At 71.1% G+C, this 26,685-nt stretch carries 23 protein-coding genes; all 23 read left to right on the top strand.

Annotated elements, in window-relative coordinates; all coding sequences use genetic code 11:
- The first annotated feature begins 160 nt into the window (after positions 1-160).
- The 23 genes from fliD (at position 161) to fliJ (ending at position 26,618) form a co-directional block, all read left to right on the top strand.
- Complete coding sequence (gene fliD / locus MNQ95_RS14335; RefSeq protein WP_241953272.1) at positions 161-1,501, top strand: flagellar filament capping protein FliD; 1,341 nt, start codon at positions 161-163, stop codon at positions 1,499-1,501.
- Positions 1,502-1,624: 123 nt separating this feature from the next.
- Positions 1,625-2,038, top strand: coding sequence for a flagellar export chaperone FliS (fliS, locus tag MNQ95_RS14330; protein ID WP_162410516.1), 414 nt, complete (start codon positions 1,625-1,627; stop codon positions 2,036-2,038).
- Entirely contained in the window at positions 2,035-2,340 is a 306-nt protein-coding gene (locus MNQ95_RS14325) for a hypothetical protein (protein WP_162410517.1), read from the top strand. Before fliS ends, MNQ95_RS14325 begins: the two co-directional genes overlap by 4 nt.
- A 38-nt stretch (positions 2,341-2,378) precedes the next feature.
- Positions 2,379-2,618: a hypothetical protein gene (locus tag MNQ95_RS14320; RefSeq protein WP_162410518.1), complete on the top strand. Its 240-nt coding sequence runs from the start codon at positions 2,379-2,381 to the stop codon at positions 2,616-2,618.
- A complete protein-coding gene (locus tag MNQ95_RS14315; RefSeq protein ID WP_162410519.1) occupies positions 2,615-3,187 on the top strand; it encodes a PilZ domain-containing protein in 573 nt (190 codons plus the stop codon). Before MNQ95_RS14320 ends, MNQ95_RS14315 begins: the two co-directional genes overlap by 4 nt.
- 72 nt (positions 3,188-3,259) lie before the next feature.
- Entirely contained in the window at positions 3,260-3,892 is a 633-nt protein-coding gene (locus MNQ95_RS14310) for a response regulator (RefSeq protein WP_162410520.1), read from the top strand.
- Positions 3,893-4,071: 179 nt separating this feature from the next.
- Entirely contained in the window at positions 4,072-5,499 is a 1,428-nt protein-coding gene (gene rpoN / locus MNQ95_RS14305) for an RNA polymerase factor sigma-54 (protein ID WP_162410521.1), read from the top strand.
- 12 nt (positions 5,500-5,511) lie between these two features.
- A complete protein-coding gene (locus MNQ95_RS14300; RefSeq protein ID WP_162410522.1) occupies positions 5,512-5,892 on the top strand; it encodes a response regulator in 381 nt (126 codons plus the stop codon).
- The gene (locus MNQ95_RS14295) at positions 5,889-7,337 is read left to right on the top strand and encodes a sigma-54 dependent transcriptional regulator (protein ID WP_241953271.1); all 1,449 of its coding nucleotides are present in this window, start codon (positions 5,889-5,891) and stop codon (positions 7,335-7,337) included. Before MNQ95_RS14300 ends, MNQ95_RS14295 begins: the two co-directional genes overlap by 4 nt.
- 103 nt (positions 7,338-7,440) lie before the next feature.
- A complete protein-coding gene (locus MNQ95_RS14290; RefSeq protein ID WP_241953270.1) occupies positions 7,441-8,463 on the top strand; it encodes an XcbB/CpsF family capsular polysaccharide biosynthesis protein in 1,023 nt (340 codons plus the stop codon).
- Positions 8,464-8,475: 12 nt separating this feature from the next.
- Entirely contained in the window at positions 8,476-9,135 is a 660-nt protein-coding gene (locus tag MNQ95_RS14285) for a TylF/MycF/NovP-related O-methyltransferase (RefSeq protein ID WP_241953269.1), read from the top strand.
- Between the two features lie 78 nt (positions 9,136-9,213).
- Complete coding sequence (locus tag MNQ95_RS14280) at positions 9,214-9,606, top strand: FAD synthase family protein (RefSeq protein ID WP_162410526.1); 393 nt, start codon at positions 9,214-9,216, stop codon at positions 9,604-9,606.
- Positions 9,607-9,634: 28 nt separating this feature from the next.
- Positions 9,635-13,525 carry a CDP-glycerol glycerophosphotransferase family protein gene (locus MNQ95_RS14275; protein ID WP_241953268.1) on the top strand — a complete coding sequence of 1,297 codons (3,891 nt, stop codon included), beginning with the start codon at positions 9,635-9,637 and terminating at the stop codon, positions 13,523-13,525.
- A gap of 1 nt (position 13,526) precedes the next feature.
- On the top strand, positions 13,527-14,813 hold the full coding sequence (locus tag MNQ95_RS14270) for an ATP-grasp domain-containing protein (RefSeq protein WP_241953267.1): 1,287 nt from the start codon (positions 13,527-13,529) through the stop codon (positions 14,811-14,813).
- 87 nt (positions 14,814-14,900) lie between these two features.
- Complete coding sequence (locus tag MNQ95_RS14265; protein ID WP_241953266.1) at positions 14,901-16,028, top strand: DegT/DnrJ/EryC1/StrS family aminotransferase; 1,128 nt, start codon at positions 14,901-14,903, stop codon at positions 16,026-16,028.
- A gap of 56 nt (positions 16,029-16,084) precedes the next feature.
- Positions 16,085-17,326, top strand: a complete 1,242-nt coding sequence (locus tag MNQ95_RS14260; RefSeq protein ID WP_241953265.1) for a CDP-glycerol glycerophosphotransferase family protein — start codon at positions 16,085-16,087, stop codon at positions 17,324-17,326.
- The gene (locus tag MNQ95_RS14255) at positions 17,323-20,856 is read left to right on the top strand and encodes a glycosyltransferase (protein ID WP_241953264.1); all 3,534 of its coding nucleotides are present in this window, start codon (positions 17,323-17,325) and stop codon (positions 20,854-20,856) included. The genes MNQ95_RS14260 and MNQ95_RS14255 overlap by 4 nt, the downstream gene beginning before the upstream one ends.
- A 132-nt stretch (positions 20,857-20,988) precedes the next feature.
- Positions 20,989-21,369 (top strand): flagellar hook-basal body complex protein FliE, encoded by a 381-nt coding sequence (gene fliE / locus MNQ95_RS14250; RefSeq protein ID WP_241953263.1) that lies wholly within the window; start codon positions 20,989-20,991, stop codon positions 21,367-21,369.
- 19 nt (positions 21,370-21,388) lie between these two features.
- Entirely contained in the window at positions 21,389-23,113 is a 1,725-nt protein-coding gene (gene fliF, locus MNQ95_RS14245; protein ID WP_241953262.1) for a flagellar basal-body MS-ring/collar protein FliF, read from the top strand.
- Positions 23,100-24,119 (top strand): flagellar motor switch protein FliG, encoded by a 1,020-nt coding sequence (gene fliG, locus MNQ95_RS14240; protein ID WP_162410532.1) that lies wholly within the window; start codon positions 23,100-23,102, stop codon positions 24,117-24,119. Before fliF ends, fliG begins: the two co-directional genes overlap by 14 nt.
- Positions 24,116-24,733: a FliH/SctL family protein gene (locus tag MNQ95_RS14235; RefSeq protein ID WP_162410533.1), complete on the top strand. Its 618-nt coding sequence runs from the start codon at positions 24,116-24,118 to the stop codon at positions 24,731-24,733. Before fliG ends, MNQ95_RS14235 begins: the two co-directional genes overlap by 4 nt.
- Positions 24,730-26,163: a FliI/YscN family ATPase gene (locus MNQ95_RS14230; RefSeq protein ID WP_241953261.1), complete on the top strand. Its 1,434-nt coding sequence runs from the start codon at positions 24,730-24,732 to the stop codon at positions 26,161-26,163. Before MNQ95_RS14235 ends, MNQ95_RS14230 begins: the two co-directional genes overlap by 4 nt.
- Positions 26,160-26,618 (top strand): flagellar export protein FliJ, encoded by a 459-nt coding sequence (gene fliJ, locus MNQ95_RS14225; RefSeq protein ID WP_162410535.1) that lies wholly within the window; start codon positions 26,160-26,162, stop codon positions 26,616-26,618. Before MNQ95_RS14230 ends, fliJ begins: the two co-directional genes overlap by 4 nt.
- Positions 26,619-26,685 lie beyond the last annotated feature (67 nt).

Below are 26,685 nucleotides of genomic sequence, written 5' to 3'. Positions count from 1 at the left end.
ACTTGCCTGTGGAACGGGACCACGGAAGCCCCCGGCTCAAGTCCCGCGGGCATCCGGCCGATAGTGGTTTCAGCAATCCCGCGCGCCTGCGTGCGGCGCGCACTGGCAGGGCCAGGCCGCGGCCGTGGCAGGCCTGTCGTGACTGGCGAGGAAGAGGAACATGGCGAACACGATCTCCGCGTCCGGCTCCGGCCTGGACATCCCCACCCTGGTCTCCCAGCTGGTGACGGCCGCGCGCACCCCGACCGAAACCCGGATCAACAAGGCCGGCTCCACCGCCACCTCCAAGCTGTCGGCGATCGGGCAGATCAAGAGCGCCATGACCTCGCTGCAGACCGCGCTGTCGAAGATGGGCGAGGCGGCCGATACGCCCGCGTTCAAGGCGACGGTGCAGTCCGGGGCGGGCTTCACCGCCACCACCACGTCCAAGGCGGTCGCCGGCGACTACAACGTCGAGGTGGTGAGGCTGGCCAGCGCGCAGAAGCTGTCCTCGGTGGCCTTCGCCAAGGACGCCACGGTCGGCAGCGGCACCCTGTCCATCACCTGGGGCAGCGGCAAGGACGACAACGCCAAGGTCGCGATCGGTGCCGATGCCACGCTTGCCGACATCGCCGCGGCGGTCAACCGCGCCGCGGGCGGCAAGGGCGTCACCGCCAGCGTGGTCACCGCCGACGATGGCCAGCACCTGGTGTTCAGCGCCACGACCACCGGCGCGGCGGGCACGCTGTCGATCAGCGCCAGCGGTGGCAACGGCGGCCTGGCCGCGCTGACCAACGGCGCTGGCGGCGGACTCACCCAGACCGTAGCGGCCACCGATGCGCTGGTGCGGGTGGACGGATTCGAGCGCACTTCCAGCAGCAACACCATCGGCGACCTGGTCCCGGGCGTGAACCTGACCTTGACCAAGGCGCTGGCCGGCACTTCGTACTTGGTCAACGTCGCCTCGGACAACAGCAGCCTCAAGAGCTCGATCGCCGCCTACGTCACCGCCTACAACAGCGTGGTCGGCACGCTCAAGTCGACCAGCGCCTACAACAGCGATACCCGCACCGCCTCGGCGCTGACCGGCGACTCGCTGGTGCGCACCCTGCAACAGCAGCTGCGCGGCCATGTCAGCGCCAACGTGGGCGAGCTCAAGGCGCTCGGCGTGAGCGTGTCCAAGGATGGGGTGATGGCCTTCGACGCCACCGCCTTCGACAGCGCGATTGCCGGCGATCCCGAAGCGGCCAAGGCCCTGCTCGGCAAGGAGGGCGGCTACGGCGGCGCGGTGGCCAAGCTGATGGACAACCACCTCGATTCGATCGACGGCACGCTCGTCCTGCGCAGCAACAGCATCAACAAGCAGATCTCCGGCCTGGAGGACCAGCTCGACCGCCTCGACGAAAAAATGGCGCGCCTGAGCACCCTCTACACCACGCAGTTCACCGCGATGGAAACGATGATCGTGCAGATGCAGGGCAGCGCCAGCTCGCTCAACAACCTGCTTTCGCCGTCCGACTGATGCCGGCGCTCAAGCCCGCGGGCAGGCCTGCCGATAAGGACCGTATCCAGCATTGCGGCCCCACCCGCGAAGGCTGTCCCGCCTTTCGATCCCGACCGGTCCCGCTCTCCGAGGAATGACTCCATGTACGGTTCCAGCCGCCACTTCGCCGAGCAGTACCGCAAGACCGGTGTCTCCGCCAAGGTCAACGAGGCCGATCCGCACCGGCTGATCTCGCTGCTGTTCGAAGGCGCCGGGCAGCGCATCCGCCGGGCCCAGGCCTGCCTGGCGCAGGGCGATCCCGCGCACAAGGGCAAGGCGATCGGCGAGGCCTGCGCGATCATCGGCCACCTCAACGGCTCGCTGGACCACGAGGCCGGCGGCGAAGTGGCGTCCAACCTGTCCGCGCTGTACGACTACATCGTCCGCCGGCTGATCGAGGCCAACCTGCACAACGACCGGGCCGCGCTGTCCGAGTCGCTGGACCTGCTCGGCGAGATCGAATCGGCATGGAACGCCATCCCCGAGGCGCAGCGCGCCATGGCGGTCGAGTCATGACCGGCACGGCGGCACGGCTGGACGCATTGCGCGGGGCGATGGCTTCGATCCGTGCCACGCTCGAGCGCGACGACCTGGCCGCCCTGCCCTCGATGATCGACGACTACGACGTCGGCGTCCGCGAGTTCTGCGCCCTGCCCGATGCGCGCCTGTTCGCCGGCGAGATCGGTGCGCTGCGCGACCTGCAGCTGGACACGATCGAACGCATGCGCGAGCGCAAGGGCCTGCTGCTCGACCTGATCCGCCAGCAGCGCCAGTCGACCCAGGCCGCGAGCGCGTACGCACGCGCCGGCACGCGCTGATCCCCGCCCACCTCCCGCATACCGACCGCAGCCACGCCATGAACGCCACGCTCGACGCCCTGCATGCCGACCTGCTGGACCTGCGTGACGCGCTGGACGGCGAGGACTACGGCAACGCCGGCGACGTGCTGGCCCTGCACGACCGGCGCATGCGCCAGTACATCGACACCGTCGGCCTGCAGGCACCCATGCAGGCGTTGCGCGACCTTTTGCGGATGCAGCACCTGCTGCACGAGGATCCGCGCGTGGTGCCGCGTCCCCATGGGCTGTCGTCGTGAGCGCGCACTGGCCCGACGCGGCCGCCGGCGTCGAAGCGGCGCTGTTCGACGAGACACTGGCCTGCGAAGCGATCCTCCCGGCCGGCTTCGCGCCCGGCACCGGCGCCGCGCAACTGCAGCAGGCCGAGGCCCTGTTGAAGGGCCTGGCCCAGGTCGAGGACCTGCGGGGCGAGGACAGCGGCGAAGAGAAGCGCGGCGAGCTGCCGCAACTGGCCCAGCGCATGGACGCCAAGCTGGACCTGCTGCTGGTCCTGCTGGGGCGGCTGGTCCGCCAGTCAGCGCACGCGCTCCCCGCGCAGCCGCTGCGCTGGTCGGTGCACGGCCTGCGCCTGGCGGTGCCGGACGACGCCGGACTGGCCATCGGCAGCGCCGGCATCGTGCGCCTGCAGCCCTCAGAATGGCTGCCCGACGACCTGGAACTGCCCGCGACCGTGGCCGCCAGCGCCCTGGTCGACGGCCAGGCCTGGCTCTGGCTGCGCTTCCGGCCGTTGCCGGCCAGCCTGGAAGATGCGCTGGAACGGCACCTGTTCCGGATGCACCGCCGCGAGGTCGCCGCGCGCAGGCGTTGAGACGGGCGTCCTTTCCCCTGCCGCCCCGCTGGGCTAAGGTGGGGGCCGGTTCCGGGGAGCCCCCATCCGCCCGTGCGTGTCCTGATCGTTGACGACCATACCCTCGTACGGGCCGGCCTGAGCCGGCTGCTGCAGACCTTCACCGGGGTGGATGTGGTCGCCGAGGCCATGAATGCGGACCAGGCGATCGACCTGGCCGTGATGCACCGCCCGGACCTGGTCCTGCTCGACCTGTCCCTGCCCGGCCGCAACGGGCTGGAGGCGCTCAGCGGCATCCTCGGCAAGGTGCCCACCACGCGCGTGGTGATGATGTCCATGCACGACGATGCGATGCACGTGCGCGATGCGCTGGATCGCGGCGCGGTCGGCTTCGTGGTCAAGGACGCCGCGCCGCTGGAGCTGGAACTGGCGCTGCGTTCGGCTGCCGGCGGCGATGTTTTCCTCAGCCCGCGCATCTCCTCGAGGATGATCGCCCCGCTGCTGGGCAAGTCCAAGCCGGTCGGGGTGGCGGCCCTGCCGCCACGCCAGCGCGAGATCCTGTCCCAGATCGGTCGTGGCCTGAGCAGCAAGGAGATCGCCGCCGACCTGGGCATCAGCGTCAAGACGGTGGAGACCCACCGCGCGCGGATGATGGAGGCACTCGGATGCCGCCGCGCCAACGAACTGGTCCTGCTCGCGGTCAAGCACCTCAACGAACTGGGTTGACGCCGGTTTCCCAGCGGACCGTCGGCCGCGGCGCCGGAAATCCGTGGCCATGTCGGGGAAACCCCTACGCCATGTAGGGAAATCGACTACCCGACTCGGGGACGCCCCGATTCAATTCCCGTCATGCCGGGCGCACGATGCCCCCATCGCGCCAGGGAGCCCGGCGCACGGGGATCAAAATGAAAGCCAGCGTCTCGGTCCAGCTCGGCCAGCAACTGCACCTCACACCGCAGTTGCTCCAGTCCATCCGCCTGCTGCAGCTCGATGCGCAGCAATTGCAGATGGAAGTGGCCCGCGTGCTGGAGCAGAACCCGATGCTCGAGCTCGACGAGGAATCGAGCGCCGGCGATGCAGATGCAGGGAACGTGCCGGAAGGCGCGGCCGAACAGCAGCTCGAAACAGCCGCCTTCGACGAACTGCCCGAATCCTCGATGTGGGACGTGCCCGGCGCCAGCTGGAGCGGCGAAGGCGAAGACCGCATGCACCGCATCGCCGAGCCCGGTTCCAGCGACCCGTGCGTGCGCGTGCTGCAGCGCCTGGAGCTGGAACTGGACAGCCGGCAGCTGGAAATCGCCGGCTTCTGGCTGGAGCACTGCGACGACGCCGGCTACCTCGACGGCGACCATGAAGCACTGCTGCTGCGCGCCTGCGCCCGCTTCGACGTGAGCGCCGAGCGGATCGAAGCGGTCCGCCAGCGCGTGCTGCACGGCGAGCCGGCCGGCATGGCCGCGCGCGACCTGCACGAATGCCTGCAGGCGCAACTGGCCGCGCTGCCGGCGCCGTGCGCCGGTCTCAACCTGGCCGTGCGCATCCTCGACCAGTGCCTGCCGGCGCTGGCCGCCCACGACCATGCGGCCATCGCCCGCCAGCTGCAGGCCGACGAAGGCGACGTCGCCGAGGCCGTGCGCCTGGTGCTGTCGCTGCAGCCGCGCCCGGCGCAGGCCGAGGTCGACCCGGTCGATTCGGGCTACATCATTCCCGATGTGGTCGTGTGGCAGGCCGACCGCCAGTGGCGCGTGGCCCTGAATCCTGCGACCGCGCCGAAACTCTCGGTGAACGGCACCTACGAACGCGCCCTGGCCCAGTCCGGGGAAAGCGAAGGCAGCAGCCGCCTGCGCGAACTGCTGCAGGAAGCGCGCTGGCTGACCCGTGGCCTGTCGATGCGCTACGACACCCTGCTGCGCACCGCGCGCGTCATCGTCGAGCGCCAGGCCGCCTTCCTGGAGCGCGGCGACGAATGCATGGCCCCGCTCACGCTGAAGGAAGTCGCCGACGAGATCGGCATGCACGAATCCACCGTCTCGCGCATCACCAGCGGCAAGTACGTGCAGACCCCGCGCGGCACCTTCGAGCTCAAGCACTTCTTCGCCGTGCGCCTGGAAGGCGCCAATGTCTCCGGCGCGGCGGTCAAGGCGATGGTGCGCCGGCTGATCGAGTCCGAACCGGCGGCGCGCCCGCTGGCCGACGACGCCATTGCCGCGCTGCTGGCCCGCCAGGGGGTGCACATCGCCCGGCGCACCGTGGCCAAGTACCGCGAACAGATGTCCATTGCCCCGGCGCGCGAGCGCCGCCGCGTCGCCGCCCCGCTGCTGGCCCGCGCGGGCTGAGGAGGAGTTCCCATGCGCAACATCCGTGTCCTGCTGGTCGACGACCACGACGGCTTCATCAACGCCGCGATGCGCCACTTCCGCAAGGTCGAATGGCTGGAGATCGCCGGCACCGCCGGCAACGGCCTGGAAGCGATCGAACGTTCCGAGGCGCTGCGCCCCGATGCGATCCTGATGGACCTGGCCATGCCGGAGATGGGCGGGCTGCAGGCCACGCGCCTGATCAAGGCCCAGGACGACCCGCCCTACATCGTGATCGCCAGCCACTTCGACGATTCCGAGCACCGCGACCATGCCATGCGCGCCGGCGCCGACAGCTTCGTCAGCAAGCTGTCCTACCTGCAGGAAGTGATGCCGATCCTCGAGCGCCTGGCGCAAGGGAGCGCTCCGTGAGCGAGTCGCGCATCCTGGTGATCGACAGCCAGGCCGAGCGCGCCGAGCGCGTCTGCGGCCTGCTGGAATTCATGGACCTCAATCCGCGCTGGTCGGCCTCGCCGGCCGACGTCGCCACCGCCCGCCAGCGCCCGACCGACTGGATGGCCCTGGTCGTCGGCGAGCTGGACGACGCGCAGGCTGCGCGCGATTTCTTCGCCTGGCTCGGCGCCACGCCCTTGCCGCCGCCGATTCTGTTGCTTGAAGGTGATACCGCTAACTTCGCCGCGACCCATGGCCTGCACGAAGCCGGGGTCTGGCCGCTGGAATCGCCGATCCGCCACGCCCAGCTGGAAGCCTGCCTGCGCCGGGCCAGCCTCAAGCGCCTGGACGCCGAAGCCCAGGCCGGCGTGGCGGTGCAGGACAGCGGCCCGACCGGCAACGGCGTGGCCGTGCAGCGCCTGCGCCGGATGATCGGCCAGGTCGCCCCGTTCGACACCACCGTGCTGGTGCTGGGCGAATCGGGCACCGGCAAGGAAGTGGCCGCGCGTGCGATCCACCAGCAGTCGGCGCGCCGCGACGGGCCATTCGTGGCGATCAACTGCGGCGCGATCCCGCCGGACCTGCTCGAGAGCGAACTGTTCGGCCACGAGAAAGGCGCGTTTACCGGCGCGCTGAGCGCGCGCAAGGGCCGCTTCGAGATGGCCGAGGGCGGCACCCTGCTGCTGGACGAGATCGGCGACATGAGCATGCCGATGCAGGTCAAGCTGTTGCGCGTGCTGCAGGAGCGCAGCTTCGAGCGCGTCGGCGGCAACCAGACCATCAAGTGCAACGTGCGCGTGGTCGCCGCGACCCATCGCCACCTGGAAGAGCGGATCGCCGAGGGCAGCTTCCGCGAGGACCTGTTCTACCGCCTCAACGTGTTCCCGATCGACATGCCGCCGCTGCGCGAGCGGCGCGACGACCTGCCGGCACTGGTGGACACCATCGCCGGCCAGCTGGCCCGCACCGGCCGCGGCGAGATCCGCTTCGCCCGCGAAGCGCTCGCGGCCCTGGCCGGTTATGCCTGGCCGGGCAACGTGCGCGAACTGACCAACCTGGTCGAGCGCCTGGCCGTGCTCAATCCCGGCGGCCTGGTGCGGCTGGACGACCTGCCCGCGCGCTACCGCGCGCACGTGCCGGCCGGCAGCGAGCCGGCGCCCCTGCCGCAGCAGGCGCCCGCCTGCGAGCCGGTTGCCGCCGCGGCCACCCCGCCCGCAGCCGATGCCGCCAGCCTTCCCGAGGATGGCCTGGACCTGCGCGAGCACATGGCCCGGATCGAGCTCCAGCTGATCCGCGAAGCACTGGAACGCAGCCAGGGCGTGGTCGCCCACGCCGCCCAGCTGCTGGGCCTGCGCCGCACCACGCTGGTCGAGAAGCTGCGCAAGTACGGGATCGAGCGCGACCCGGCGGAACTGGTCGGCTGAGCAGCGCCCGGCGCGGGCACGCGCCTTGCATGACGGGAGCGGGCGCCCGCGCTGCGGCCGGTGCGCGCACGCATGGACCGCACGGCACGAGGAGCGAGCGATAGTGGCAGGCCTGGAAATCGACATCGACCACCTGTTCCAGGCCGAACTGGGCAGCAGGTTCGTGCATGTGCGCCACCCGGGCGACGAAAACCTGATCCACCAGTCGCGGCGGGACGAAGGCGCGGGCGCGGCCCTGGCCCACCTGTCCGGCCATGGCTTCCTCGTCTACAAGTTCGCCAGCGAAGGCGGTGCGGTCACGTCGTTCGTCCATGCCGCGATCGCGCCGGCGTTCTGGGCGCGGCATACGGATTTCGGCCTGCGCGAGCACGGCGGCATCTGCTACAGGCTGGAGATGCCGGCGCACGGCGCCGCACGCCGCCTGCTGGTGATCTTCTCGAGCATGTCGCAGGTCGACCAGATGTACGAGGCCGGTTTCTCGGCCCGCTATTTCATGCGCAACCTGAGCCAGGCGCCGAAGTACACGCCGCCGGATACCGCGATCCTGCGGATCGCCGACCTCGGCGGCGTGGTCGGCGCGTTCTATACCGATACCCTCGCCCAGCCCGACAACGAGGCGCGGGTGTCCGCGCTCATCGCCAAGGTCATGGCCGACCTTGCCGTCGACCCGCGATACACCGTCCTGTACGGAACCTCCAAGGGCGCATCCGGTGCCCTGCTGCACTCGCTGAGGACCGGGCTGAAGGCGGTCTGCGTGGAGCCGATCCTGTCGGACGACTACTACGTCAATCGCTACCGGGACTCGCACTTCACCCGCGGCCTGTTCCCGCGCGACAAGCGCGAACTGTTCGCCGCCCACCTCTCGGCCGATGGCCCCGGGGCCGAGCGCGTGGTGGTCTATTCCAGCCGCTCGCCGCAGCTGCCCTACATCCGCGACATCGCCATGGACTCGCCGCGCGGCCGCGAAATGGCCTTCATCGACGTGCAGAGCCCGACGATCATGGACCACCCCGACGTGGCGCCGGCCTCGCTCGGCCTCCAGGTCTCGCTGGTCAACCAGATGCTCTGCGGCGTCGAGGTCGGGGCGCACCAGCTCGATGCGCTGCGCGCATCGAACGCGGCCTGACGGATCGCACCGATGCACGGCAACCCCCGCCTGGCCCCCGCCTTCCAGCGTGTCCGCGAACGCCTGCCGGGCGTGCCGGAACTGCGCACCCGCACCTTCGCCCCCGGCGAAGACCGCTGGTACAGCTACAAGCTCACCGCGCTGGACGAGGCGGTACGCGAGGTTGGCCTGCCCGGCGATTTCCTCCAGCTGGGCGTCTACAAGGGCGAGTGCGCGCGCTTCCTGCACGCGCGCATGCCCGCGGACCGGACGCTTTACCTGCTCGACAGCTTCGAGGGACTGCCCGAAGACTGGATGGGCCCGTGGAAGAAGGGTGCGTTCGCGCTTGGCGAAGGCGAGCTCCCCACCTTCGAGCCGGCCAACGTCGAGGTCGTGCCGGGCTGGTTCAGCGACACGATCGCCGGCGTCGCCGCGCGCCTGGACCAGCCGCTCGCCCTGCTCCACGCCGATGCGGACCTGTACAGCTCGACCTTCGAAGCGCTCGAGGGCCTGGATGCGCGGATCGCGCCCGGCACGGTGATCCTGTTCGACGAATACTTCATGCAGGCCGGCAACGACTTCCGCGACGACGAGCATCGCGCCCTCCTCGACTGGTGCACGCGCTGCGGGCGGGATTTCGAGTACCTGTGGAAGTCGGAGTGGGTGCAGGTCGCGGTCCGGGTCACCCGCTGACGACAGCACCCGGCCGGGCGGCCCGGCACGCGGCTTGCATGGTCCGGTGGGCATCGCCAGAGCCCTTCCGGAGTCCGCATGACCATCGTCCTGACCTACGGCACCTTCGACCTGCTCCACGTCGGCCACGTCAACCTGCTGCGGCGCGCACGGGCCCTGGGCGACACCCTCCTGGTCGGCCTGTCCTCTGACAGCTTCAACGCGATCAAGCACAAGCGCGCGACCCAGAGCTATGCCGACCGCGAGGCGGTGCTGCGCGCGATCCGCTACGTCGACGATGTCTTTCCCGAGGACGCCTGGGAACAGAAGGCCGGCGACATCCGCCGCTACGGCGCCGACGTCCTGGTGATGGGCTCGGACTGGCTCGGCCATTTCGACGAGCTCGCCCGCTACTGCGAAGTCCGCTACCTGGCGCGCACCGAGAACATCTCCAGTTCCTCGCTGAAGGCCAGCATCCGCGCCGTGCAGTAACCCGCCCTGCACCCACGACGGCATCCCGATGGACGACCACAGCAGATCCCACGACTCCGGCCCGGCCATCGAGGCCGGTGCGGGGCACGCCACGACCGGCACGGACACCGTGCCGGCGTGGTTCGACGCCGCTTTCTACCAGGCGCAGAACCCGGACGTCGCCGGCGGCGCGAACGCGGCCTGGCGCCACTTCCGCAGCGATGGCTGGCGCGAATTCCGCAATCCCTCCGCCGGCTTCGACCTGTGGTGGTACCAGGCCGCGCACCTGGAAGGCGACCATCGCCGCGATCCGGTCGCGCACTACCTCGGCAGCGGCCACGCCGCCGGGCTGGAGACCACGCTGGCTTCTGGCGAACGGCTGGACGTGGCGCGCAAGACCCAGTTCAACCTGCGCACCCTGGCCCTGCTCGACGGATTGCAGGCGTCAGGGGCGGTGTTCGCCCGCATCGCCGGCAACCTCGCGCAGTTGCGCCTGTGGGACGTGGCCGACATGTTCGCCGTGCGCGCCTGCGAACTGCAGCCGGAGGTGGCCGCGCACCACGCCCTGCTCGGTGCGATCGTGGCCAAGCGCAACGGCTGGCGCCGGGTGGTGACGGCCATGCGCGCGGCGACCACGCTGGAGGATGGGCGTGCCGACTGGTTCCAAGCGCTGGGCCTGGCCTGCGAACGCCTCGGCTGGCTGGACGACGCGGCCGGCGCCTACGCAAGCGCGCTGGCGCTCGACGGCGGCGACGCCGACACCCACTACCGGCTCGGCCGGGTCGAGGAACAACGTGGGCGCATCGATGCCGCCGAGGCCTGCTATGCGCGGGTCATGGCGACGGACCCCGAGGTCGCGATGCTGGGAATCGGCCTGCGCCACGAGCGCGAGAAGGACTGGGCCGGTGCCGAGCGTGCCTACCGGCTGCGCCTGGCCGATCCGACCCATGCGGCAAACGCCCGTCTGCATTCCGCGCACGGCTACCTGCTCGAGACGCTTTACCGCTGGGAGGAAGCCGCGGATGCCTACGCGAACGCGCTCGCCCTGGAACCGGAGCAGGCCGGGTGGCACTACCGTCGCGGCTGGATGCTCGAGCGCCTGGAGCGTCCCGCGGAGGCAGCCATGGCCTACGCGTGCGCGCTGGCGTGCCGGGAAGACGCCGACTGGCGCTACCGCCAGGGCACGTGCCTCCACGCCGCAGGCGAGACCGATGCGGCGATCGACGCATGGCTGCGCTGCGTGCCGGAAGAGCTGCGGTTCGCGCCGCCCAGCGGCGTCGACGATGCGGCGCGACGCAATGCCCTGCTCGGCGACCTGCAGGCGCGCACGACCGATCCCCACCTTCATTTCGAACTGGGCCTGGCATGCGAGCGCCTGGGCCTGCATGCCGAAGCCGCCGCGGCCTACCGCGCCGGCATCGACCGCCACGATGCGCACGCGCCGCGCTGGAGTTTCCGCCTGGGCGTCGTCCTGCATCGCGCCGGTCTCGGTGCCGAAGCGTGCCACGCCTTCCTGGCCACGCGCCTGTTCCGGCGCGATTTCGACATCGTTCCCGAAGCGCCGGCTGTCGAAGGCCAGGCCGCGCCGACGCGCGACATCAAGCTGGAGTACGCCGAGTTCATCGAGACCTTGCCGGTCCGCGACGAGGTCGTGCTCTACGAAAGCTTCCACGGCGATTCGGTGAGCTGCAATCCGCTGGCCGTGTTCCGTGCCGCGCGCGAGCGCCTGGCAGGGCGCGGCCTGCTGCACGTGTGGGCGGTCAAGCCGCACGCGGCCATTCCCGAAGACCTGGCCGCGATGCCGGACGTGGTCTTCGTGCAGCATGGCAGCCCGCTGTATGCGCGCTACCTGGCCACCGCCGGCTGGCTGGTCAACAACAACACCTTCATGCCGTACTTCGTGCGACGGCCGGAGCAGCGCTACCTCAACACCTGGCATGGGACCCCGCTGAAGAAGCTGGGCATCGACATCCCCGGGGCGCTGTTCGACCACAAGAACGCGCTGCGCAACCTGCTGCAGGCCACCCACGTCGCGATGCCCAACGCCTTCACCCGCAAGACGCTGCTGGCCTCCATGCAGGTGGAGGACGTGATCGGCGCCCGCATCGCCGACACCGGCCAGGCGCGGATCGACCTCATGCTCGGCGCCGACGCCGAGGCGCGCGCACGGCTGAAGGCGCGGCTGGGCCTGGCCGCGGACGCGAAGGTCATCCTGTACGCCCCGACCTGGCGCGGCAGCCTCGACGGCGCCTCGCTGGACGCGGCGCTGGTGTCCGAAGCGATCGCACGCCTGGCCGGCCACGGCGCGCGCGTGCTGTTCAGCGGCCACCATATGGTCGCGCGCACGCTCGGCCCGCTGCCCGATGGCGCGATGGCCGTTCCCGCCGGCATGGACATCACCGAGCTGATGTCGGTGGTGGACGTGCTGGTCACCGACTATTCCTCGATCCTGTTCGATTTCCTGCCCAGCGGTCGTCCGGTGCTGCTGTACGTGCCGGACCTCGAGCAGTACCGCCGCGAGCGCGGCCTGTACCTCGATCCGGCCAGCCTTCCGGTGCAGGCCTGCGCCACCCCCGATGCGCTTGAACAGGCGCTCGTCGCGGCCCTTGGCGGAGCGGCGGTCACCGGGGCGGCAGTCGAGGCGGCGCGCCGGGATTACTGGCCGCTGGAAGACGGTGGATCGGCCGCACGCACCGTCGCGTTCTTCTTCGAGGACAACACGCGCCACGTGGTCCCCCGGGCACCGCGCAGCAAGCGCACCCTGCTCTTCCAGGTCGGCAACTTCAGTCCCAACGGCGTGACTGCCTCGTTCAACCGGCTGGCCGGCTCGCTGGACCCGTCGCGCGTGTCGGTCACGGTGACCGTCGATCCGTGGACCCTGGAAAGCTACCCGCAGCGCCTGGAGCGCTTCGCCGAGCTGCCCGCGCACGTGGCGCGCTGGGGCCGGATCAGCTACCCGGTGGCCAACCGCGAGCAGCAGTGGCTCAGCGCACGCCAGGGCGGCCGGGAGGTGCTCAACGCACGCCAGCTGCGCCTGCTCGACACCTACTACGTGCGCGAGTACGCACGCCAGTTCGGCAGCGCCGACTTCGACGTGGTGGTCGACTTCTCGGGCTACGCCGCGTTCTGGACCGCGCTGTTCGCGCGCGGCCGCCCGGCCGGGACGCGCTGCGCGGTCTACCTGCACAACGACATGGACCAGGAGCTGCGCAGCCGCCATCCGCAACTGGCCAAGGTATTCGAGCAGTACCCGTTGTGCGACGCGCTCGTCTCGGTTTCCGACAGCCTCGATGCGGTCAACCGGCGCCGCTTCGCCGGTGCGCCGGGGCAGCAGCCCGACCGCTTCCACAGCGTGGAGAACTGCATCGACCCCGGTTTCATCCGCGCCCGCGCCGGGCAGGAGCTGCCGCCGGGGCTGGCACGCTGGCGCGAAGGCCACATGCTGCTGGGCACGGTCGGCCGGCTGTCGCCGGAGAAGGGCCATCGCCGCCTGCTCGACGCGTTCGCCCGGGTGCGGCGCGCGCATCCGGCCGCGCGCCTGGTGATCGTCGGCGAGGGGCCGGAGCGGCCGGTGCTGCAGCAGCGCATCGCCGAGCTGGGACTGGAAGAGGACGTGCTGCTCACCGGTGCGCTCGCCAATCCCTATCCGCTGATGCGCGAGCTCGACCTGTTCGTGCTGTCGTCGCACTACGAGGGCCAGGGCATCGTCCTGCTGGAGGCCTTGACCCTCGGCCGGCCGGTGCTGTCGACCGACATCCCCGGCCCGCAGAGCGTGCTGGCCGATGGCGCCGGACAACTGGTCGCCGATTCCACCGATGGCCTGGCCGAGGGCATGTGCGCTTGGCTGGACCGCCCGCAGGCGGGCCCCGCCTGGGACGCGGATGGATATTCGCGGCGGGCGCTGGCCCGGTTCGAGCGCGCCGTGGCGGGCATCGACTGACGTGTCCGGGCCGATCAACGTACTGGTGTTCCCCTGCGGCTCGGAGATCGGGCTGGAGGTCCACGCCGCGCTGCGGTACGCCAAGGACGTGCGCCTGCATGGCGCGTCCTCGGTCGACGACCACGGCGAATTCGCCTATCGCAGGTATCGCCGGATCGATGCCGACACGGTCGACGGCGACCTGGTCGGCGCGCTGAACGCGCTGATCCGCGAATGGGACATCGACCTGGTCGTGCCCGCGCACGACAGCGTCATCCCGCTGCTGGCCTGCGCGCGCGAACGCCTGCTCGCCCCGGCCGCGGTGCCGGATGCGGACACCGCCGCGCTGTGCCGCGACAAGCGCCTGGCCCACGCGCGCCTGCGCCCGCTGGGCATCGTCCCCGACGACGCCGGCGCGCCGGGCGGCGCGTACCCGGTATTCGCCAAGCCGGCCATCGGCCAGGGCAGCCAGGGCGCCGAGCGGGTCGATGATGTCCTGCGGCACCGGCAGTTGCTGGAGGGCACCACGCCCTACGTGATCAGCGAGTACCTGCCGGGCGACGAATACACCGTGGATTGCGTGTCCGACGGCGATGGCGTGCTGCTGCATGCCGCGCCGCGGCGAAGGAGCCGGGTCAGGAACGGGATCAGCGTGCGCACCGAACCGGCCACCGGCGACCCCGCGCTGGCCGCGATGGCCACGGCGATCGCCGGCGAGCTGCGCCTGCGCGGCGCATGGTTCTTCCAGGCGCGGCGCGACGCCGACGGCGTGCCCAAGCTGCTGGAGGTCGCGCCGCGTATCGCCGGTTCGATGGCGCTGTCGCGGGTGCGCGGCGTCAACCACGCCCTGCTCCACGTCTACGCCCACCTGGGCCGCCCGTTCGCGGTGCTGCCGCAGTCGCATCCGGTGCAGCTCGACCGCGCGCTGGGCAACCGCTACCGCGCCACGCTGGACTACCGCCGGGTCTACCTGGACCTGGACGACACCCTGATCGTGGACGGGGCGGTCAACCCGGTACTCGCCGGCCTGCTCTACCAGTGGGCCGCCGCCGGCATCGAGATGGTGCTGCTGACCCGCCACGCAGGCTGCCCGCACCAGGCCCTGGCCCGGCACCGGGTGTGCGCGGACCTGTTCAGCCGCATCGTGCACCTGCGCGACGGCTCGCCCAAGAGCGCGGCGATCGAGACGGGCGTGCCGGCGATCTTCATCGACGACTCCTTCCGGGAGCGGCAGGACGTCCACCGGGTCGCCGGAATCCCGGTGTTCGACCCGGACGCCATCGAGCAGCTGCTGGACCTGCGTGCCTGAGCCCCGCGACGGCACGCGGCTTGCATCGACCGGACACGAGGCCCGCAAGGCGAGCCGCGCTCCTTCCGCCGCATCGAAGCCGCCCGGATGAATGCCAAGCCCATCCAAGTCACCAGCCCGCTGCTGCCTCCCCTCGAGGAGTTCGTCCCGTACCTGGAGCGGATCTGGGAAAGCCGGATCCTGACCAACGGCGGCAGCATGCATCAGGCGCTCGAAAAGGCGCTGTGCGCCTACCTGGGCGTGGAGCACATCGCCCTGTTCGCCAACGGCACCCTGGCCCTGGTCACCGCGCTGCAGGCGCTGCGCATCACCGGCGAGGTGATCACCACCCCGTACTCGTTCGTGGCCACGGCCCATTCGCTGCTCTGGAACGGGATCAAGCCGGTGTTCGTCGACGTCGACCCGGTCACCTACAACCTGGACCCGGCCAAGGTCGAGGCGGCGATCACCCCGCAGACCACCGCGATCCTTCCGGTGCACTGCTACGGCACGCCTTGCGACGTGGACGGCATCGACCGGATCGCCGAGAACTACAACCTGAAGGTCATCTACGACGCCGCCCACGCGTTCGGCGTGCGCGACGGGCGCGGCAGCGTGCTGCGCCACGGCGACCTGTCGGTGCTCAGCTTCCATGCCACCAAGGTGTTCAACACTTTCGAGGGCGGGGCCATCATCTGCCCCGACGCGCGTACCAAGCAGCGCATCGACCACCTCAAGAACTTCGGCTTCGTCAACGAGACCACCGTGGTCGCGCCGGGCATCAACGGCAAGATGAACGAGGTCTGCGCCGCGTTCGGCCTGCTCCAGCTCAAGCACATCGACCACGCGCTCGCCCGGCGCGCGCAGATCGACGGACTCTACCGGCGCCTGCTGGCCGGCGTACCCGGCCTGCGCTGCCTGCGCCCGCCCGTCGGGGTCACGGGCAACCACGCCTATTTCCCGGTGATGGTCGGCGAGGAGTTCGCGCTGCAGCGGGACCCGCTGTACCAGCTGATGCGCGATCAGAAAGTCCTGGTGCGGCGCTATTTCTACCCGCTCATCAGCGAATTCCCGATGTACCGGGGCCTGCCTTCGGCCGCTCCGGGCAACCTGCCCGTGGCCAGCACCGCCGCACGCCAGGTGCTGTGCCTGCCGATCCACCCGGAGCTGGCCGACGAGGACGTCATGCGCATCTGCGACATGGTCACCGCGCCGGCACGGGTACGGGCGGCGTGAGCGCGCCGGTGCGCATGCCGCCATGGCGGCGACGGATCGTGCACGCATGGCTCGGCGTGCCCCTGCTCGCCCTGTGGCGCGTGTTCGACCTGCTGGTGCCCAAGCGGATGGACCGCTGGGCGTTCTTCGTGCATCCGCTCAAGCCGGGCCAGTTCACCGAGAATGCGCGCGCGGTGTACGAGCACGTCAGGCACGACCCCTCGATCGAGCGCTGGATCTTCGTGCGGGGCGGCTACCGCCCGCCGGGGCTGGAAGAATCGGCCCATACCCGCGTGCAGGACCTGGACACGCTGGCCGGCCTGTGGGCCCTGGCCCGCTGCGGCGTGCTGCTGCTGACCAATTCGACGAGCCTGGACATGTCCATGGCGTGGAGGGGCGGCGGCTATTCGGCGCCGCGGCCCTGGCTGCGCCGGCGCGTGGTCGTCAACCTGTGGCACGGGATCCCGCTCAAGCGCCTGTTCGCCATGGCCAACCCCGCGCAGCGACGGAACGGCGACCGCAACCGCTTCCGCCGCCGCGAGCGCCGCCATTACGACGGCCTGGTCGCCTCCTCGCCGGTCGATGGCCATGCGATGGCCGCGATCTTCCACCCGCTGCCGCCTTCCCGGGTCTGGGTGACCGGGCTGCCGCGCACCGACTTCCTGCGCATGGATGAAGCCGTCCTGCCGGAGTGCCTGCGCGAGGAACTGCTGCGCGTGCGCGCGCTGCGCGACGGCCGGCGCCTGGTCCTGTATGCGCCGACCTACCGCGACGCCAGCGTCGCCCGCGAGCGCTGCTACCGGTTCAGCGACATCGAAGTGCAACGCCTGAAGCGGCTGCTCGCCCGCCACGACGCGGTGCTCGGCGTGCGCGGCCACTACCTGGCCAACGCGCCATCGCCATTCGACCGCGACCGCGACCTCGACGGCCGCATCTTCGAGCTGGAACACGACGCCTTCCACGAGATCGCCCCGCTCCTGCGCGAGAGCGCGGTCGTGCTCACCGATTACTCGTCGGTGTATATCGATGCGCTGTACCTGGAATTGCCGGTGGTGAGCTTCGCCTGGGACGCGGACCACTTCCGCGACCACCAGAACGGCCTGCTCTACGATATGGACCTGGCCTTCCCCGGCCCGGTCGCCACCGATTTCGACGCCTTGCTGGCCGCGCTCGACGCGGCGCTTTCCCGTCCGGCGAATCATCCCGACCCGCACTACTGCATGGTGCGGCGGATGTTCTTCCAGCATGACGACAGCGCCAATTCGCATCGCCTGGTCGAGCGCCTGCGCCAGGCCGTGGCCGCGCGGGGCGCACGATGAGCGACGGCGGGCAGGCACCCTCCACCGCCGCCGCGCTGGTCAGCGTGGTGATGCCGGCCTACAAGGCCACCTGGCTGGGGCAGGCACTGGAAAGCGTGCGCAGGCAGACCCATCGCCCGCTCGAACTGGTGGTCTGCGACGACTCGCGCGACGACCGGGTCCAGGCGCTGGTCGAGGCGTTCGCCGCCACCGCCGGCTTCCCGGTGCACTACTCGCGCAACCCCTCGCGCCTGTGGGAGACGCGCAGCACCGCGCGCGCCATCGCGCTGGCATCCGGCGAATACATCAAGTTCCTGCACGACGACGACGTGTTGCACGACGGCTGCATCGCCGCGCTGGTCGACGCGTTCGCACGCGCCCCCGGCGCGGTGCTCGCCACCGCACGGCGGCGGCGGGTCGACAGTAACGGCGCGCTGTTGCCCGACACGCCGGCCACCGCCTTCCCGCGCCGGGACCTGCTTCTGGACGGCCACGACCTGGTCGATTTCCTCGCCGACCGCACGATCAACTTCCTCGGCGAACCGAGCTCGGTCATGTGCCGGCGTGCGCCGCTGCTGGAGATGGGCGACGACCTGCCGGTGCTGGATGGCGTGCGCGTCGCCTGGGTCGCCGACCTGGCCCTGTACGCCAAGCTGCTGCGTCGTGGCCCGGTGGCGATGCTCGGCACGGCGCTGCTCGACTTCCGCGTCTCGCGCCAGCAGTTCAGCCAGGCGGGGCGGGACCGGCCCGGCGTCGGAGATCCGGGCCACGAGGCGTTCCGCCACGGCATCCGCGCGCTGGGCTGGTATCGCGGCGACCGCGACACGCGCATGGTCGCGGCGGCCCCCCTGGACCGTTCCGTGCCCGCAGAACCGCTCGACCTGGTGCAGGCGCTGGAGGACGCGCACGCGGCCGGCCTGGGCCAGTGGCAGAAGCACGACTGGCAGGCCCGCCGTCGCCTCCTGCCGGCGCAGGCGCTGCTTTACGACGCACACCTGGCAAGCCTGCCGGGCCTGCCGGTACTGGGCGTGCTGGTGGTCCCCGACGCGCGCGCGCCGGACGGACTCCGCACCACGCTTTCGAGCCTGGCCACCCACGCGCCCGCGCAGGCGCGCATCGATGTCCGCGTGGCCGGCGATGCGGCGCTGCCGGCAGACGCCCCGATGCCCGCGCAAGCGGTGCCCTGGCAACCGGGCGCGACCGCCGCCTCGCTCGATACCGCGCTCGCCGGCTGGGACGTGGACTGGGTGCTGGTGGTCGAGGCCGGCAGCGAGTTCACCGGCAGCGGCCTGCGTCGCCTGCTGCCCGAGCTGGCCACGGCCGGGGGCCTGCAGGCGCTCTACGCCGACGAGTGGTATCGCGACGACGACGGCCACATGGCGCCGGCGCTGCGGCCGGACTTCAACCTCGACCTCCTGCTCGGCAATCCGGCCGCAATGGCCGGGCACTGGATCTTCCGCCGCCAGTGCGTGCTCGATGCGGGCGGGTTCGATCCGGCACACGAAGGTGCGGCGGAGCTGGACCTGATCCTGCGCCTGGTCCTGCGGCACGGGCTGGCCGGCTTCGGCCACCTGGCCGAACCCCTGCTGTCCTGCGCGCCACCGCGCCTGGCCGACGAGGCGCAGCGTGGCGCGATCCTCCGGCACCTGCATGAGCGCGGCTATTCCGCAGCGACCGTGACCGGCTGCGCCCCCGGCCTGCACCGCATCGACTACGGACACGAAGGGCAACCGGCCGTGTCGATCATCGTGCTGGCCGGCGATGCGCTGGCACCGCTGGAGCGCTGCGTGCTGTCGGTGCTGGAAAACACCGCCTGGCCGCACTACGAGCTGGTGCTGGTCGACCGTGGCGCTCCGGCCAGCCTGCGCCAATGGATGGACCAGGTCGTTCCGCTCGCCGCCGGCCGGGTCCGCGTGGTCGATGCCGGCGCCGGCACCTCGCCCGCCGCCGCCCGCAACCTTGCGGCGGAATCGGTGGCCGACGGATTCGTGCTGTTCCTCGATGCCGAAGCCGCCGTGCTGGACCCCCGATGGCTGCACGGCCTGCTCAACCATGGCCAGCGTCCCGAGGTCGGCATTACCGGGGCCAAGACGGTTGCCGCCGACGGCACCATCACCCATGCCGGACTGGTGCCGGGGTTGCATGCCGGCAGGGGACGCGTGTTCGCCGGCCAGCCGGTCGGCGCAGGCGGCTACATGGGCCGGCTGCAGGTGGCGCAGGACTACGCCGCCGTCTCGAGCAGCTGCATGCTGGTCGAGCGCGAAGTGTTCGCGGCACTCGGCGGCTTCGACGCCAATGCCTTTCCGGACCAGGGCTGCGACGTCGACCTGTGCCTGCGCGCCGGTGCAGCCGGCCGCCTCACCGTGTGGACCCCCGACGCACTGCTGCTGCATGCGGCCGATGACGCGGCCACCGACGCCCCGGCGCAGCAAGCGCTTTACGCACGCTGGCTTCCGGTGCTGGCGCGTGACCCGGCCTACAACCCGAACTTGCGCCTGGACGTGCCCGGCGGCTTCGAACTCGAGGAGACCGCCCTTTCCCGCCGGTCCCTGCCCGCCGGCCTGCTGCCCCGCGTGCTGGCCCAGCCCAGCGACGCCCATGGCAGCGGCCACTACCGCGTGCTGCAGCCGTTCCTGGCGCTGCAGGCGGCGGGCCTGGTCGAAGGCGCCGCGCCGCCGCGCGCACTCGACGTGGTGGAGGTCGAACGCTTCAGCCCCGACGTGATCGTGATGCAGCGCCGCGTCGGCGAAGAGGACATCACGCGCATGGGCCACCTGCGGCGCTTCTCGCCGGCCTTCAAGGTCTACGAGTTGGACGACTGGCTGCCCGACCTGCCGGCGCGCAACATCCATCGCCGGCACATGCCGCGCGATGTAGGCGAACGGCTGCGGCGCGGCCTGGCCCATGCCGACCGCTTCGTGGTCTCCACCCAGCCGTTGGCCGAGGCCTGTCGCGGCTGGCACCCGGACATCCGCGTGGTCGAGAACCGGCTCGATCCGCGCTTGTGGACCGGCCTGCCCGCGACCGCGCGCAAGCCGGGCGGCAAGCCGCGGGTCGGCTGGGCCGGCGGGGTCAGCCACGATGGCGACCTGGCGATGATCGCCGGCGTCGTCCAGGCGCTGGCCGGCGAGGTGGACTGGGTGTTCTTCGGCATGTGTCCCGAGCGGTTGCGGCCGCACGTGGCCGAGTTCCATCCTGGCGTGCCGATCGGCGCATACCCGCGGGTGCTGGCCGCGCTGGGCCTGGACCTGGCGCTGGCGCCGCTCGAAGACCATCCGTTCAACACCTGCAAGAGCAACCTGCGCCTGCTCGAATACGGCGCCTGCGGCTATCCGGTCGTGTGCAGCGACCTGTTGCCCTATCGCGGCGACCTGCCCGCCACCCGGGTGCGCAACCGTCCGCGCGACTGGATCGACGCCATCCGCGCCCATCTGGCCGAGCCTGCGGCCAGCGTCGCGGCCGGCGGGGCCCTGCGCGACGCGGTGCGTCGCGACTGGATGCTGGAAGGCCCGGGCCTTGAGGCCTGGCGCCGGGCCTGGCTACCGGACTGACCCGGAACGGGCCGCCTTCGGCGCGCCTTTCCTTCGCACCCCGCGTCACCCGCCCCTTGCCCCTGCCGGAATGCCGGCACGGTTCCGGCACGCCGCTTGCATCGACAGCGGCGTGCATTGCCCGGGGGTCCCATGACCGATTCGATCAGCTCCGTCCTGTCGCAGATCCGTGCCTACCAGACCCAGCTGGGCCAGGCGCCGCGCGTCGCGGGCGACATGGCGCGCAGCGACGCGATCCAGGGCCTGCCCGGAGGCCTGCAGGCACCCGGCCAGGTCGGCGCCGTCGGCGGCACCAGTTTCAGCGAGACCCTGCGCGGCGCGATCAATGGCGTCAGCGAGGCCCAGGCGAAATCCGGCGCATTGCAGCGCGCCTTCGAACTGGGCGAACCCGGTGCCGACCTGGCCCGGGTGATGGTCGCCTCGCAGCAATCGCAGGTGGCGTTCCGCGCCACCGTGGAAGTGCGCAACCGACTGGTACAGGCGTACCAGGACGTCATGAACATGCCGCTGTAAACGCAGGGACCGGACCGCGATGGCGCTTTCGATATCCAGGGAATCACTGAACCGCGAGCAGGCCGCCGAGAAGGCCGCCTCGGCCGTGGTCAAGCTCCAGGAAATGCAGCTGGGCCGCAAGGCCGGCACGCTGGCGATGATCGCGCTGGCGGTCGCCGCCGGCCTGTACGTGTTCTTCTGGTCGCAGAAGCCCGACTACAGCCCGCTCTATACCGGCCTGGACCCCAAGGCCACCGCCGAGGCGGCCGACCTGCTGCGCGCCGCGCAGATCCCGTTCAAGCTCGACCAGGCCACCGGCGCGATCTCGGTGCCCGAGCAGAACCTGCACGACGCGCGGCTGAAGCTGGCCGGGTCCGGCCTGGCCGAAAGCGGCCGCCTGGGCTTCGAGCTGATGGAACGCGACCCGGGTTTCGGCGTCAGCCAGTTCGTCGAGAACGCGCGCTACCAGCACGCGCTGGAGACCGAACTGGTCCGCACCATCGCCACGCTGCGCCCGGTCCGCGACGCGCGCGTGCACCTGGCCATCCCCAAGCCGTCGGCGTTCACCCGCCAGCGCGAGGCCGCCAGCGCCTCGGTGGTGCTCGAGCTGCGCTCGGGCGCCCTGCTCGAGCGCAACCAGGTCGATGCGATCGTGCACCTGGTGTCCTCGTCGATCCCCGATTTGTCCCCCGAGCGGGTCACCGTGGTCGACCAGAACGGCCGCCTGCTCAGCAGCAACGGCGGCGACAGCGAATCGGCGCTCAGCGCCGCCCAGTTCGAGCAGGTCCGTCGCCAGGAAACGTCCTACAACCAGCGCATCCGCGAGCTGCTCGAACCGCTGACCGGGCCGGGCCGGGTCAACGCCGAAGTCACCGTGGACATGGACTTCTCGGTCACCGAGGAAGCGCGCGAACTGTTCAACGGCGAGCCGGCCAAGCTGCGCAGCGAACAGGTCAGCGAGAACAGCTCCGCCGCCGAGGGCCCGCAGGGCATCCCCGGCGCGACCAGCAATACCCCGCCCGGTGCGAATGCTCCGGTCGCCGCTGGCGCCGCCAACCCTGCCGATCCGGCTGCGGCGGCTCCGGCCAATGCCACCGTCGCCGCGGCCGGTCCGACCGAAAGCTCGCGCAGCGCCACCCGCAACTTCGAACTGGACCGCACCCTGCAGCACACCCGCCAGCCGGCGGGCAGGATCCGCCGGATCACCGCCGCGGTGCTGGTCGACCACGTGCCGCGCCCCGGCAAGGACGGCAAGAACGCGCTGCAGGCGATGGACGCCGAAGAGGTCAAGCGGGTCGAGGAGCTGGTCCGCCAGGCGGTGGGCTTCGATGCCGCGCGCGGCGACGTGGTCTCGGTGGTCAACGCCGCGTTCGTACGCGAAGACGCCGATGCCATCGAGCCGCCCAAATGGTGGGAAGACCCGCGCGTGCGCGATGCCCTGCGACTGGTGCTCGGTGCGCTGGTGGTGCTGGCCCTGCTGTTCGGCGTGCTGCGCCCGGCGCTGCGCCAGATCGCCGGTCCGGCGCCGAAGGCGCGCAACCGCCAGGACCTGGCCGAGGAAACCGCCGAGGTGTCCCTGGTCGACGACGACATGCCGGCGCTGGCCAACGACACCGCGCACATCGGCCACGCGCGCCAGCAGACGATCGCGCTGGCCTCCGATGCCTACGAGGACCGGCTGCGCAACGCGCGCGAAGCGGTCAAGTCCGACTCCAAGCGGGTCGCCCAGGTGGTGAGGGAGTGGGTGGGCAATGAAGCAACCTAACGCCACCGAAGAACTCAATGGCGTGCAGCGCGCCGCGGTGCTGCTGCTGTCGCTGGGCGAGAACGACGCGGCCGAGGTACTCAAGCACATGGGCGCCAAGGAAGTGCAGAAGCTGGGCCTGGCGATGGCGACCATGAGCGGCGTCACCCGCGACCAGGTGCTGCGGGTGATGGACGACTTCGACGGCGCGCTGGACAAGCAGACCTCGGTGGGCGTGGGCGCCGACGACTACATCCGCAACGTGCTGATCCAGGCGCTGGGCGCCGACAAGGCCGGCAGCCTGATCGACCGCATCCTGCTCGGCCGCAACACCACCGGCCTGGACACGCTGAAGTGGATGGACTCGCGCGCGATCTCCGACCTGGTCCGCAACGAGCATCCGCAGATCATCGCGATCGTGCTCTCGCACCTGGACGGCGACCACGCCGCCGACACGCTCAAGCTGCTGCCCGAGCGCACCCGCGCCGACGTGCTCCTGCGCATCGCCACCCTGGACGGCATCCCGCCCAACGCGCTCAACGAACTCAACGAGATCATGGAGCGCCAGTTCTCCGGCAACCAGAACCTGAAATCCTCCAACATCGGCGGGGTCAAGGTCGCGGCCAACATCCTCAACTACCTGGAAACCGGCCAGGACCAGTCGATCCTCGGCGCGATTTCGCAGGTGGACGCCGAGTTGAGCCAGCGCATCCAGGACCTGATGTTCGTGTTCGACGACCTGGTCGAACTGGACGACCGCGAACTGCAGACCCTGTTGCGCGAAGTCTCGGGCGAACGCCTGGGCATCGCCCTGCGCGGCGCCGACGTCAAGGTGCGCGAGAAGATCACCCGCAACATGTCCCAGCGCGCCGCCGAGATCCTGCTCGAGGACATGGAGGCACGCGGACCGGTGCGCCTGTCCGACGTGGAAGGCGCGCAGAAGGAAATCCTGACCATCGTGCGGCGTCTGGCCGACGAAGGCGTGGTCAGCCTCGGCGGCGCCGGCGGCGGCGAGGAGCTGGTATGAGCGCGGTGGTGCGCTGGCTGGCCCCGGACCTGGATGCGACGCCCGCCGCCGCGATCGATGCGCCCGGCGACATGCCGCTGCCGCGGCCGCCGAGCCTGGAAGAGGTCCAGTCCATCGAGGAGGCCGCGCGCCGTGACGGCTACGAAGCCGGGCTGGCGCTGGGCCACCAGGAGGGATTCGCCCAGGGCCAGGCCGAAGTGCGCCGCCTGACCGCCCAGATCGAAGGCATCCTCGACAACTTCTCCCGCCCCCTCGCCCGGCTCGAGGACGAGGTCACCGCGGCGCTCGGTGAGCTGGCCGTGCGCATCGCCGGCAGCCTGGTCGGTCGGGCCTATGGCGCCGACCCGGTGCTGCTCTCGGACCTGGTCGGCGAAGCACTCGACGCGGTCGGCGGCACCAGCCGCGACGTCGAGGTGCGCCTGCACCCGGACGACATCCACGCACTGGCCCCGCTGCTGGCCCTGGTCAGCGGCGCGCGCCTGGTGCCCGACCCGACCCTGGGCCGCGGCGACCTGCGCGTGCACGCCGAAGCGGTGCGCATCGACGGCACCCTGGAAGCCCGCCTGCGCGGCGCGCTGGAAAGCGTGATCCACAAGGCCGGAGCGCGCGCATGACGCCGCAATCCAGTCCCGCCGCCCCCGCTCCGGCCGTTCCCGGCGCCGTGCCGGCCGACTGGCTGGCGGCACGCAACCTGCGCCTGGCCACGCGCCTGGAAACGATCGCGCTGGATCCGTCCAGCGGTCGCGGCCTGATCCGCGAAGGCATCCTGCGCCGCGCCATCGGACTGACCCTCGAGGCGACCGGCTGCGAGGCACCGATGGGCGCGACCTGCAAGGTCGAAGTCGCCGATGGCGGCTGGGTCGAAGCGGAGGTCGTCGGTTTCGCCGGCGAACGCACCTCGCTGATGCCCAGCGCCGAACTGCATGGCCTGCTGCCGAACGCGCGGGTGGTCCCGGTCCGTCGCCGCGGCGGCGTGGAAGTCGGCGAGGGCCTGCTCGGCCGGGTGATCGATTCCGACGGCGTGCCGCTGGACGGCCGCGGCCCGATCCGGGCCGAAGGCAGCGTCGGCATGGCCGGCGTCTCGATCAATCCGCTGGCGCGCGAACCGATCATCCAGCCGCTGGACGTGGGCGTGCGCGCGATCAATGCACTGCTGCCGATCGGCCGCGGCCAGCGCGTGGGCCTGTTCGCGGGCTCGGGCGTGGGCAAGTCGACGTTGCTGGGAATGATGACCCGCTACACCGCCGCCGACGTGATCGTCGTAGGCCTGATCGGCGAACGTGGCCGCGAAGTGCGCGATTTCGTCGAGACCACCCTGGGCGAGGAAGGCCTGCGCCGCGCCGTGGTCGTGGCCGCACCGGCCGATCGCCCGCCGCTGGCGCGGCTGCATGGCGCCTATCGCGCCACCGCCATCGCCGAGTGGTTCCGCGACCAGGGCCTGAACGTGCTGCTGCTGATGGATTCGCTCACCCGCTTCGCCCAGGCCCAGCGCGAGATCGGCCTGTCGGTGGGCGAGCCGCCGACCACCCGCGGCTATCCGCCGTCGGTGTTCGCCAAGCTGCCGGCCCTGGTCGAGCGCGCCGGCAATGGCGCCGCCGGCCGCGGTTCGATCACCGCGTTCTACACCGTGCTCACCGAAGGCGACGATCCGCAGGATCCGATCGCCGACGCGGCGCGCGCGATCCTCGATGGCCACATCCTGCTGTCGCGGCGGATCGCCGATGCCGGCCTGTATCCGGCCATCGACGTGGAGTCCTCGGTCAGCCGCGTCGTGCAGGACATCGCCGACGACACCTGGCGCGCACGGATCCGCGCGCTCAAGCGCCTGGTCTCCGCCTACAACAGCAACCGCGACCTGATCGCCATCGGCGCCTACCAGCGCGGCGGCGATCCGGTGGTGGACGAGGCCCTGGACCGCTGGCCGGAAATCGTCGAGTTCCTCGGCCAGGACGTGGCCCGTGCCGCGGACCTGCACCACAGCCGCGACGCGCTGGCCGCCCTGCTTGAGCCCGGCCTGCTGCACAAGAAGGAAAACGTCGCATGATGCAGTCCCGCCGCTTCGACCCGCTGCTGCGCCGCGCGCAGGAGCACGAAGACACCGTGGCCCGCGACCTGGCCGAGCGCCAGCGCGCGCACGAGCTGCAGGAATCGCGGCTGGCCGAACTGCGCCGTTACGCCGACGAGTACGCCTCCAGCCAGATGGCCGCGATCAGCCCGGCGCAACTGGCCAACCGCCGCGCCTTCCTGGACCGGCTCGAGAGCGCGGTGGAACAGCAGAGCCGCACCGTGGACCACAGCCGCGAGAACGTGGACGCCGAGCGCGCCCGCCTGCTCCTGGCCAGCCGAGACAAGCAGGTGCTCGAGCAGCTGTCGGCCAGCTACCGGGCGCAGGAGCGCAAGGTCGACGAACGCCGCAGCCAGCGCGAGATGGACGACCTCGGCGCACGACGCGTCCGCGCGGCCCAGCAGGCCGGCGATGCGGAAGGGGAATCGCGTTGAATCCATCGGCCTTGGCCAGCGCAGTTTCGTCCGCGCCACAGCCCGGTTCGGCAGGCAAGCAGGCGGG

Origin of the sequence: Pseudoxanthomonas daejeonensis, assembly GCF_022637495.1 — a bacterium.
Taxonomy (GTDB): domain Bacteria; phylum Pseudomonadota; class Gammaproteobacteria; order Xanthomonadales; family Xanthomonadaceae; genus Pseudoxanthomonas; species Pseudoxanthomonas daejeonensis.
The sequence above is the reverse complement of the archived record's forward strand: the minus strand, read 5'-3'. Positions and strand labels throughout refer to the sequence as shown.